The organism is Streptomyces sp. SDr-06 (assembly GCF_003324565.1).
GTDB lineage: Bacteria > Actinomycetota > Actinomycetes > Streptomycetales > Streptomycetaceae > Streptomyces.
Window position 1 is genome coordinate 100,733 of sequence record NZ_QOLA01000024.1, and the last position, 10,703, is coordinate 111,435.

Annotated in this window: 12 protein-coding genes and 1 pseudogene; 10 read left to right on the forward strand and 3 right to left on the reverse strand. The window is 68.9% G+C overall.

From position 1 onward, the window contains the following. Positions 1-42: 42 nt before the first annotated feature. The 7 genes and pseudogenes from DT019_RS32925 to DT019_RS32955 all read left to right on the forward strand — a co-directional run bounded on the left by DT019_RS32925 (position 43) and on the right by DT019_RS32955 (position 4,863). Complete coding sequence (locus tag DT019_RS32925) at positions 43-519, forward strand: MarR family winged helix-turn-helix transcriptional regulator (RefSeq protein WP_114040635.1); 477 nt, start codon at positions 43-45, stop codon at positions 517-519. Between the two features lie 146 nt (positions 520-665). Next, positions 666-1,013, forward strand: a pseudogene (locus tag DT019_RS41140) (response regulator); the annotation flags it as partial. Positions 1,014-1,068: 55 nt separating this feature from the next. Then, the gene (locus DT019_RS32935; protein WP_114040636.1) at positions 1,069-1,506 is read left to right on the forward strand and encodes a sensor histidine kinase; all 438 of its coding nucleotides are present in this window, start codon (positions 1,069-1,071) and stop codon (positions 1,504-1,506) included. A gap of 83 nt (positions 1,507-1,589) precedes the next feature. Beyond that, positions 1,590-2,537, forward strand: coding sequence for an ABC transporter ATP-binding protein (locus DT019_RS32940; RefSeq protein ID WP_114040637.1), 948 nt, complete (start codon positions 1,590-1,592; stop codon positions 2,535-2,537). Continuing rightward, positions 2,534-3,418: an ABC transporter permease gene (locus DT019_RS32945; protein WP_223279872.1), complete on the forward strand. Its 885-nt coding sequence runs from the start codon at positions 2,534-2,536 to the stop codon at positions 3,416-3,418. Before DT019_RS32940 ends, DT019_RS32945 begins: the two co-directional genes overlap by 4 nt. 4 nt (positions 3,419-3,422) lie before the next feature. After that, positions 3,423-4,055 (forward strand): hypothetical protein, encoded by a 633-nt coding sequence (locus DT019_RS32950; protein ID WP_189390137.1) that lies wholly within the window; start codon positions 3,423-3,425, stop codon positions 4,053-4,055. 277 nt (positions 4,056-4,332) lie between these two features. Then, complete coding sequence (locus DT019_RS32955) at positions 4,333-4,863, forward strand: hypothetical protein (RefSeq protein WP_114040638.1); 531 nt, start codon at positions 4,333-4,335, stop codon at positions 4,861-4,863. A gap of 154 nt (positions 4,864-5,017) precedes the next feature. Here DT019_RS32955 and DT019_RS32960 read toward each other — a convergent pair whose 3' ends face one another. Continuing rightward, complete coding sequence (locus tag DT019_RS32960) at positions 5,018-5,980, reverse strand: CPBP family intramembrane glutamic endopeptidase (protein WP_114040639.1); 963 nt, start codon at positions 5,978-5,980, stop codon at positions 5,018-5,020. A 127-nt stretch (positions 5,981-6,107) separates the two neighbouring features. Here DT019_RS32960 and DT019_RS32965 point away from each other — a divergent pair, with 127 nt between their 5' ends. Both DT019_RS32965 and DT019_RS32970 read left to right on the forward strand, forming a co-directional pair. Continuing rightward, positions 6,108-7,337, forward strand: a complete 1,230-nt coding sequence (locus DT019_RS32965; RefSeq protein ID WP_114040640.1) for a sensor histidine kinase — start codon at positions 6,108-6,110, stop codon at positions 7,335-7,337. Then, on the forward strand, positions 7,325-7,975 hold the full coding sequence (locus tag DT019_RS32970; protein WP_114040641.1) for a response regulator transcription factor: 651 nt from the start codon (positions 7,325-7,327) through the stop codon (positions 7,973-7,975). The genes DT019_RS32965 and DT019_RS32970 overlap by 13 nt, the downstream gene beginning before the upstream one ends. A 259-nt stretch (positions 7,976-8,234) precedes the next feature. Here the strand turns inward: DT019_RS32970 and tatA are convergent, their stop codons facing one another. Then, positions 8,235-8,519 (reverse strand): Sec-independent protein translocase subunit TatA, encoded by a 285-nt coding sequence (gene tatA, locus DT019_RS32975; RefSeq protein ID WP_114040642.1) that lies wholly within the window; start codon positions 8,517-8,519, stop codon positions 8,235-8,237. A gap of 377 nt (positions 8,520-8,896) precedes the next feature. Here tatA and DT019_RS32980 point away from each other — a divergent pair, with 377 nt between their 5' ends. Further along, complete coding sequence (locus tag DT019_RS32980) at positions 8,897-9,763, forward strand: NAD(P)H-binding protein (RefSeq protein WP_114040643.1); 867 nt, start codon at positions 8,897-8,899, stop codon at positions 9,761-9,763. Between the two features lie 299 nt (positions 9,764-10,062). On the opposite strand, the gene DT019_RS32990 is transcribed toward DT019_RS32980, so the two are convergent. After that, a complete protein-coding gene (locus DT019_RS32990) occupies positions 10,063-10,419 on the reverse strand; it encodes an ArsR/SmtB family transcription factor (RefSeq protein WP_114040645.1) in 357 nt (118 codons plus the stop codon). Positions 10,420-10,703 lie beyond the last annotated feature (284 nt).

Consider the following 10,703-nt stretch of genomic DNA (forward strand, 5'->3'; position numbering starts at 1 on the left):
TCTGCTCCAGCACATGATCTGTCAACGTGTATTTTCCAGACCATGGCAGAGCACGGAAGAACGACGGAGCGCGGCGGGCGGAGCGAGCGCAAAGACCTGGCGGCGATGGTGGTTCCGTTGGGCCGGGCCCTGATGGCCGCCGAACTTCCTGTTCTCAAAGACCACGGCCTGGCCATGTGGGCCTATTCGGTGCTGCTCCACCTGGAGGACGAGCCCGTGCGCACGCAGTCCGCGCTGGCCCAGTCCATCGGCGCCGACAAGACGCGCATCATCGGCGTGCTCGACGACCTGGAGCGGCGCGGCCTGATCCTGCGCCGCCCCGATCCGGCCGACCGCCGAGCCCGGCTGCTCTCCCTCACATCCGAGGGCCGCCGCCTCCGCGACGCCGTCCAGTCGGCGATCCAGCACCGCGAGGACCAACTCCTGGCCCGCCTCCCGGCAGCGGACCGCCGGGGTTTCCTCAACGCCCTGCGCACGCTGTCCGCACTGCCGCCCGAGGAGATCACCGGGCAGGGCTAGGACCGGGGGGTGAGACTGGCAGGCCCGTCCCGTCTCGAAGGCGGAGCAGCGTCATCGTCGGAGCGGCCGGTCGGCAGGAAGGTCTGGCAGCGGCTCGGCACACGGTTCCAGGACATTAGAATGCGCGTCGCCGCCGGCGCACTCGTATGCCGGCGGAGCCGGCGACGAAGGTTCGACGGCGTGGGTGGTCGCTGCGCGACAGGGGCGGTTGCCGGGAAAGGGGGGCCGTTGTGCGGGTTCTCGTGGTGGAGGACGAACAACGGCTGGCTGATCTGATCGCCCGCGGGCTGCGGGAGGCAGGACACGTTGTCGACGTACGGTACGGGGGTTCCGAAGGGCTCGCGGCGGCATTGAACGGCGGCTACGACAGCCTGGTGCTGGATGTGATGCTGCCCGGTCTTGATGGGATCGCTGTATGCCAGGCGCTGCGCAGGCACGACCGCATGCTTCCTGTGCTCATGCTCACCGCGCGCGGCGCTGTTCCCGACCGGGTCGCCGGGCTGGATGCGGGGGCGGACGACTACCTGGCGAAGCCGTTCTCGTTCGACGATGCTCACCAACCTTCTCGACAACGCCGTGCGGCACGGCGCCGGAAGGGTCACCACCGCCACCCTCACCACCGCCACCTACAGGAACGGTGCCTGGGCCGTCCTGACCGTGCACGACAGCGGACCCGGAATGGATCCGCTGTTCCTCCAGCGTGCGACGGAGCGGTTCAGCCGCGCTGACACCGCCCGCACCTCCCCGGGCAGCGGGCTGGGCCTGTCCCCGGTCGAAGCCACCCTCCACGCGCACCACGGAGAACTGCGGATCTGCTCCGGCGAGGCACACCACCACAGCAACGAGCAGCTCGCTGTCGACTGCGGCCATCCGGGCGCCGGGACCACGGTCACCGTCATCCTGGCCCACAGCGAGAGCCCTCCCGCCATGGCCGCGGCGTCTGCCGCCGGCGCCGTCGACGACGGTCAGCGCCACGGGGGCGTGTAGCCCGTCTTGCCCTTGCACGGCCAGCGGACTGCGGACTGCGGACTTCATCTCCGTTTCATGTGTGATCTTTAGCGTCCCGGCACATGACAGAAGTGCTGGCGGTCCATGCCGCCGACCTCACCAAGACGTACGGGATCCTGACGGCCCTCGACGGCATCACCATCCAGGTCGCCCAGGGCGAGGTGTACGGGCTCCTGGGCCCCAACGGCGCCGGAAAGACCACCTTTCTGCGCATGCTGTTCGGACTCATCCGTCCCGACAGCGGCACCCTGGAAGTCTTCGGCCGATCCTGGCAGTCCGCCGGCGTCGGTGTGCTCGAAGGCGTCGCCGGATTCATCGAAAGTCCCAAGTTCTATCCCGGCCTGAGCGGTCGCAAGAACCTGGAGCTGCTGGCCGGGCTCGACGGCGGGACCACACCCCACCGTATCGACGAGGTCCTCGACACCGTCGACCTGACCGACCGGCAGAGCAGCAAGGTCGGCGGGTACTCCTTCGGCATGCGCCAGCGCCTGGGCGTCGCGGCCTCCCTGCTGCGCGACCCCAAACTCCTCGTCCTGGACGAGCCCGCCAACGGCCTGGACCCGGCCGGTATCCGCGACATGCGAGCCCTCGTCAAACGCCTCGCCGCCAGCGGGCTGACCGTGCTGCTCAGCAGCCACGACATGGGCGAGGTCGAAGACATCTGCGACGACGTCACCATCATGCGCACCGGCTCCGTCGTCTACCACGGCTCGATCGCCACCCTGCGCGAACAGGCACCCGCCCAAGCCCACCGCATCACCACCACCGACAATGACGCCGCCGAGAAGCTCGCCCGCGCCCGCGATCTGGACGTCACTCGCACCGATGACGCACTGGCGGTGCGCGGACCCCAGCACCGCGTCGATGCGCTCATCGCCGACATCGCCGGAGCGGGGATAGCCCTGCGTGGACTGAGTCTGGACGAAGCCCCGCTGGAAGCCCTGTTCTTCATGCTCACCGAACCCACTTCTGACTCCAGCACCTCGGCGACCAGCGGAGCGCACCAGTGAATGCAACGACCACCGCTCCCGGGGTCCGGCCGTCGGCCTCCTCCGCGGGCCCCTCCCCCATCCGCAGGCCCGGCACCATGACCGTGGTGCGCTGGGAGATCGCCAAGCTCGCAGCCCAGGCCCGCAGCCGCTACGCCCTCCTGGTCTGCCTCCTGGCGCCCATCGCGATCGTCCTGGTCTTCAACGGACAGCAGCAGACGCCCAGTGACACGATTTACGGTCGCCCGATCCACACCAGCGGATACGCGATGCCGTTGTTCCTGCTCGCCTTCGCCTCGCAGTGGATCTTCCCGGTTCTCGCCTCCCTCGTCGCCGGTGACATCTTCGCCAACGAAGACCAGCACGGGACCTGGAAGACGATCCTGACCCGGTCGGTCAGCCGCAGTCAGATCTTCTGGGCCAAGACCCTGACCGCGACCGGGTTCACGATCGTGGCGATGATCGTGCTGACCGCCAGTACCGTCGTCACCAGCATGCTGCTCATCGGAACCCAGCCGCTGACCGGACTGAGCGGGCAGCTGATCGCCCCCGGCGCCGCGCTGCAGCTGGTCCTCGCCAGCTGGGCGACCGCCCTCGCACCTCTGATCGGATTCACCGCGCTCGCGATCCTGCTGTCGGTCGTCACCCGCAACCCCGCCGCCGGTGTCGCCGCCCCCGTCGTCCCCTGCCTGGTGATGGAACTGCTCGGCAGTATCGGCGGCATCGACCTGACCCGCCGCTTCCTGTTGACCACACCGCTGGACTCCTGGCACGGCCTGCTCACCGCACACCCCTTCTACGGCCCGCTGGCCTTCGGCCTGGCCGTGAGTGCCGCGTGGACCGGGGTCTGCCTCGCCTTCGCCTACTTCTCCCTGCACCGCCGCGACATCACCGGAGGCTGAACGCATGAACCGCACCCGACTGCTCACCAGCGGCCTGGGCCTGGCCCTGGCGATCGCCGCCGTGACCGTCACGACAGCCGCCGGCAGCCCCGATGTCACCAAGGTCCGCGTCGAGAAGGCCCTGGCACCCACGTTCGCGAACCTCTACGTCCAGCAGGCCCACATGTTGGGAATTCCCGGAATCACCGTCGCCGGCATCGACGCCTCCGCCGCGTGCGACCGAGGCGGCCCGAAGGTCGCCGACACCGGCTCCGGCACCGACTGGATCTGCATGGTCACCTTCCACGACGACCACCACACAGTCCAAAGCGGCAAGTTCGAACTGCAGATCAGAGCTGACTCCACCTACGTCGCCGGCGGCCCGTCCAAACTCGTCGGCCTGGCCACCATCACCGACCGGACCGGCCGGGACGTCCCCAAACCCGTGTTCGAGTTCGACGGAGCACTCGACACCGACCACAGATTTCAGCGCCCTGCGGCGGGCCGACGGGCGCTGTCGCCCGCATCTCCAACAGCCCGCCGCCCGCAGTTGTCCAACCCCCTCCTTTGCCGCCGGGGTGAACCGTCGCGAGCAACGGCCTCGGCGGCCTGCTCGCCCGGGACGGGGCTGGCCTCCCAAGTCAAGTATCCGGCCTGACAGTTCGAGAGAGGTGGCGCCAGCTGTCGCGTCGGTCCCCAAGCTGTCTCGCGAGGCTTCGGCTTGAGACATTCCGCGCCAGCATCAAGGAAGCCCAGACCAGGAACAAACGAAGAAAGCGAGTGTCTCGCCGCACGTCAGGAGCCAGGGTCAGGTCGTGGAAACGCATCGGCCATGAGGTGTTCACCGTCGGGATCTACCCGCATAGATGGATGACTGCTGTCATGTCTACGCCACCCCGGCAAGGGCCGCGGCAGCCTCGACCAAAGGAGCCCCCATGCCTCGTCTGCGCCAACTCGTAGTCACCGCCTCCGCATTGCCTCTCATCGCCGGAGCGGTCATCTGCGGCACTGGTACCGCGCACGCCGCCACCACCTGCTCCCAGGACCGCCTGCCCCTGCAGGACTCTTCCTGCCAGCCCGGCGCGCTCAACCCGGACGTCACACAGGACACCATCTACGACACGATCTGTGTATCCGGATACAGCAGTTCCATCCGGCCGCCCGTCAGCTACACCAACTCGCTGAAGGTCCAGCAGATCGGTGAGTACGGCTACACCGACACCAACACCGCGGACTACGAGGAAGACCACCTGATCCCGCTGTCGCTGGGCGGGGATCCACGCAGCCCCCAGAACCTGTGGCCGCAGCCGCGCTATGCCGTGGGTGGCTACTCCTCGGACGACAAGGACACCGTGGAGTACAAGCTGTACAAGGCCGTCTGCTCCGGGACGGTGCAGCTCGCGCCGGCCCAGCAGGCCATCGCGACCGACTGGACCACTGCGCTCTCCGCGGTCGGACTGAGCTGACATGTAGCCCCACGACCGGTCCCGCCGCACATCGAGCCGAGGCGGGACCGGTCTGCTGTCCGCGCCCGCTGCCCTGCAGCTGTCGGGCAGCACTTTGTTCCCGCAGGGCATGACCGCCGAACGGCGAAAGAAGGACCAGCCGGGGGAAACCGTGTCAGTTGTCCCTCCTGGCGGCGGCGATTGCGGACCGCCAGTCGGCGTTTCCGTTCTTCCGTCCGATCCGCATTGCCGGCTTGTTGTGGATCGCTGCGTCGTTGCCGAGCGCAGGGTGCCCGGCGCGCCGCCGGTGGGTCAGCCAGATGCCCAGCACGGCGAGGGCGCTGGCCGGCCAGGTCGAGATGCTCAACGGCCCGGCGAGCAGCGGGTCGACGAGCTCGTCGGAGATGTGACGGGTCAGCGGCAGCGCGAACTCGTTGAGCGAGACGTGCGCGGCAACGGCCGCCCAGACCGACCCGGTGGACAGCCGCACCGCGGCGATCACCGTTCCGAGCAGCATGGCCGTCACTACGGCGACGGGTATGCCCAGCAGCGCGGGGTGGCCGGGATAGCTGCCGCCGAGCGCGGTCATGGGGACGTGCCACGCCCCCCAGATCGCGCCGCCGATCAGCAACCCGCGGGTCCTGCCGTGGTGGAGTAGCCGGGGCAGCAGGTAGCCCTGCCAGCCGAGTTCCTCGCCGAAGTACAGCGGCGCGGACACCAGCGCGCTCAGCACGAGCGGCGCGATCGTGCCGGGCCCGGGCAGGTGGGCCGGGGTGTACCAGCCGGCGAGGGTCGAGACGGCCAGACCCGCGGCGGTAAGGCCGAGCGGGACCGTGAGCGCCGCTGCCACGCAACGCAGTTCGTGCCGCCACGGCGTGGCCCTGGTGAGCCCGAGGACGCGTAACGCACCGCGTGCTCCCCGCCGGCGTGCGGTGAGACCGAAGGCCGTCAGTGCCGGGACGAGCATCATGAGGATCATGCACAGCGCGGCGAGGGGTGGCGTCTGCTGCGCGGCGTTCGTACGGCGCAGTCCGTCGGCCCAGAGCGGGATCATGGTGATCCATGCTCCGGCGAAGCTGATCGCCAGGAAGGGGGTGAGACCGGGTGGCGAGTTGGGCGGGGTGCTCGTTCGTTTCATGGCTGTGACGCTATGAACCGTGGGGTGACCAGGGCGATCGTGCACGCTCGCCTCCTGTTGGTGTAGTTGGCTCCACTGCGCCGGGAGGCCGAGGAGAGGAAGAGTGGCCCGCGTGAACGAGTTATGGATGGACCGTGTGAGTGCGGCGCGTTCGGCCCGTGCCGCCCGATACTGCGTGGGCGCGTTCGGCCGTGGACTGAGCCTGATCGTCCTGGTGCCCGTGATGATGTACTCGGCTGTTCTCTGCCTGGTCGGCGTGGGACTGCTCGTCCTGCCGCTCGAACTGCGGCTGCTACGCCGGCTGGCCGACACCGAACGCGACCGGCTGGGACGGTGGGCGGCGACTTCCACGGCGCCGGCCGGACCGCACGAGCGAAGGCGCTTGATGGCGGTGCTGTCGGACCCGGCGACCGGCCGCGACCTGCGCTGGGCGTTCGGCATGATGGTGACAGGCACCGTGTTCGGGCTCATCGGCGCGGTGATGTTCCTGTTCCCGGCGGCCGCGCTCGTACTCGCATGCCTGTGGTGGCTCTTCCCCGCGGACGAACCCGTCCGGCTGATCCTCAACGCCCCTATCGACAGCTGGGGATCCGCGCTCTATGTCGGAGTGCCGCAGTTCCTTCTGAGCGTGCTGCTCGCTCTGTTCGGCCCGCCCCTGCTGGCCCGGCTGGCGGCGTCCGTGAGCCGGTGGCTGCTCTCCGCCTCGGCCGCCGCGGTCCTGGCCGAGCGCGTGGCGACCTTGGACCGGACACGAACCGGTGCGCTCGACGCGCACGGCAGCGAGCTGCGCCGTATCGAGCGAGACCTGCACGACGGCACCCAGGCGCGGTTGGTGTCCCTTGCCATGCAACTCGGGCTCGCCGAGCGGACGCTCGGCTCCGACCCCGCGGCAGTGGGTCCGCTGCTGGCCCGGGCGCGGGAGGGTGCCGAGGAAGCGATGGCCGAGCTGCGTGACGTGCTGCGCTCCGTCTACCCGCCGATCCTCGCCGACCGTGGCCTCGGCGGTGCGGTCTCGGCGGTCGTCGCCCGCTGCCCGATACCCGCCACCGTCGAACTCGGCGCACTCGGCGCCGTACCGGCGCAGGTCGAGGTGGCGGTGTACTTCGCCATCACCGAGGCACTCACCAATGCGGCCAAGCACAGCCAGGCCGCTTCCGTGTCGGTCACCCTGACCAGAGCCGGCGGCACGCTCCGCGCGGAGATCACCGACGATGGCCGAGGCTGGGCGGCAGAAGGAGGCGGCACCGGGCTGCGCGGCATCCGGCAACGTGTCGAGGCCGTCGACGGTGTGCTGCGGGTGCAGAGCCCGCCCGGCGGGCCGACCGTGATCACCGTGGAGTGCCCGTGCGCATCCTGATCGCCGAGGACAACGCACTGCTCGCCCAGGGGCTTTGCGCACTGCTGGAGGCCCTCGGAAACGAAGTGCTCGCCACGACCGAGGACGCGGAGTCCTTCGTGACGGCCGCGCTCACCCACCGGCCCGACGTGGCCGTGGTGGACGTCCGCCTTCCCCCGACTTTCACCGACGAAGGCATCAGAGCCGCGCTCCGGGCCCGCCAACTCCTTCCCGGCCTCCCGGTCCTCGTGCTCTCCCAGTACGTCGAGGACACCTACGCCCGAGAGCTGCTCGCCGATGGCACCGGCGTCGGCTACCTGCTCAAGGACCGGGTCGCCCGCGTCGACGACTTCCTCGAGGCGCTCCACCGGGTAGCGGCGGGCGGCACCGCACTGGACCCCGAGGTGGTCCGCCAACTCCTCGCGACGCGCGACAATCCCCTGGCACGACTCACCGAGCGCGAACGCGAAGTACTCGCCATGATGGCCCAGGGACACGGCAATTCCGAGATCGCCGGCCGCCTCGTGATCACCGAGCGAGCCGTGCACAAGCATGTCGGCAACATTTTCGCGAAGCTCGACCTTCCCCCGGAGGACAGCGGCCACCGACGCGTCCTCGCCGTCCTCACCTACCTCGGCGCACCCCAGCGCGCATCCTGACGTCCGCCATGGAAAGCCGACTTCTCACCGGCCCTGACTGCCGCCTTCGTGCCGGTAAGACACGGGATCGGCTGCCGCGCGGCAAGGACGGCATGTGGGCGCCCCCTGCCTGAGTGCGGCGTCGCTCAACAGCCTCCACTCAGGCCGCGTCCGACCGCGCGCGCAGACCCTTGCGTCTTCGCCGCGGTCGACGGCTGTGGTGTGGGCTTGCGGACCACACGCGGGCCGGGCGCCGGAAGGACACCGCTTGGCCTGAGGGTCAATGCGTGCCGTGCAAGCCTTCTGCGACAGGGCGGGCCGAAGAGGTGTCTCCGGGCGCGTTCCGGATGGTTCGTGGCGTCTCGGTCGCAACCGGGCCGGGTTCGGCAGACGCCGACGGTGGCATACCGCCGTCTTCCTTCACTGCCTTGGTCTCGCTCTTGAGAATGCGCATCGACTTGCCCAGCGCCCTGGCGGCATCGGGCAGTTTCTTGGAGCCGAACAGCAGGACGATCACCGCCACCAGGATCAGCAGATGCCACGGCTCCAGGGCATTGCGGAACATTGCGTCCTCGCCTTCATCTTGCAGAGCCGGTCGGGGGCAGGAGCACCCGCCGGAACGATTGCTACTTTGCGCAACTGTACAACTGTGGGACGGGGTCAGGGCAGCGCCGTTCCTTGTATGGAGCACACCGAACAAGGGACACGTACACGGAAGGCAGCCATCCGGTGTCCGGCCGGCGTCAAGCTGGTGGCCGAACCGTGGCGACAGGCCAGGACAGGTAGGTCGTATCACTCAACTCCATCGCAACTGAGCGACGAGCAGTGGGCGTTCGGGCCGTACGCGCCGATCGGCGCGTACGGCCTGGGCCCGACGCGTGGCCGCGGCAGCAGTTCAACCGCGTTGCGGAGCATCCCGGGCCGTCTCGGAATACCTTGGGCATGGCCGGGGCTGACCTGATCATGAGTGAGATTCTCGTGATGGGCGCGACCGGCAATGTCGGCCGACAGGTCGTTGTCCAACTCCTGGCCGCCGGTACCGCCGTGCGCGCGTTGGCGCGTGAGCCCGAGTCGGCCGGGCTACCTGAGGGGGTCAGGGTAATGGGCGGGGACCTGGCCCAGCCGGACACGCTCGAGGGAGCACTGACCGGGAGCGACACCGTGTTCTTGATCTGGCCGTTCCTTACGACTGAGGGCGCCCGCGCCGTACTGGAGGCGATTGCGGGGCATGCCCGCCGCATCGTCTATCTCTCGTCGTCGGGTGTGAACGAAGACGCCGAACACCAGACAGACCCGATCAACCAGCTTCACGCCGACATGGAGCGGCTGATCGAAGGATCCGGCGTGGAGTGGACATTCCTGCGGTCGAACACCATCGCCTCCAACGCGCGAGGGTGGGCCGAGCAGATCCGCACCACCCACGTCGTTCGTGGCCCCGACATCGCCGCCACGGCGGTGATCCACGAACGCGACGTCGCGGACGTGGCGGTACAGGCGCTGACCGATGACAGGCATGCGGGTAGAAAATACGTCCTGACCGGCCCGCAGGTACTCAGCAGAGCCCAGCAGGTCCACACGATCGGGGAAGCGATCGGCCACCCTGCGCACTTCGAGAAGCTCCCGGTAGAGGCCGCACGTCAACGGATGCTCGCCGACGGCAGGCCACCCGCTCTCGTCGAGGCCTTGTTGGCCAGCGCTCACGCTCGACCCGAATCCAACCTGATCACATCCACGGTGGAGGAGATCACCGGAGCGCCGGCGCGCACGTTCCGCTCATGGGCGGAAGAGCATGCGGACAGTTTCCGCTAGGTCGGACATCGAGTCGCGATCGTCTGCGGAATTCGCGCGCGTGGCGGGCCCAGAGCCGGTGGAACATCGTGTGCGACACGCGTGCACCTGACGATCGGCATGTACGGCCCGCACCCCGAGCGACTGCGGCAGCAGTTCAAGGGCGTGATCTATTGGTTCAGGACCGGCGCGCGATGGCGAGAGATGCCGTAGGAGTTAGGAACAGGGGTGGTCGGCCCGTCACCCACGATGCTGTCGGCCCGGTAGCGAGGGGGCGCCGCGTACGTGACACTCCCCGTACCGGGGGCCCGTTTCCGGCCTCAGGATCCCACGGCACGCAGGAGAGGCTCGGGGGATGGATCGGCCATCCCCCGGAGTTGGCGCAACATCAACTGCACGACGGGAACGATGTCCTGGTCGTCGACGTAGTAGATCTGGCGACGTCCCTCACGACGGGCCGCCACAAGGCCGGCGAGCTTGAGCTTCGCCAAGTGCTGACTTGTCGCGGGGAGCGCGCCGCCCACCCGCTGCGCGAGCCCCGACACATCACTCTCGCCCTCGGCCAGCGCCCACAGAATGTGCAGGCGTGCGGCCGAGGCCAACAGGCCGAACACCGCGGCGGCATCCGCGAGGACCTCCCCGTCAGGGTGCGCGAAGTCGGCACTGCCCGCTGTCATACAGACCACCCTCCCCTCCGCGACCCGGTCACCTGCCGTGCCCGCGCGCACTCTCAGTGTAGCCGCGCCCCCTCGCCTCCCACCGGCAGACGCCCTGCGCACCTTCCATGTAGGTACGCGCTGTGCAAGGAGCGTTGTATGTCAGCCCTGCAGCTTCCTAGTACTGCAACGGTGTTTGTTGTGACGGGTGGACAGTTTCGGGTGGGGTGTGGCCGCGTCGTTTGTAGTGGCTGAGGCGGGCCTGGTACTGCCGTTTCCGACGCCAGTGGGACCAGTGCAGGACG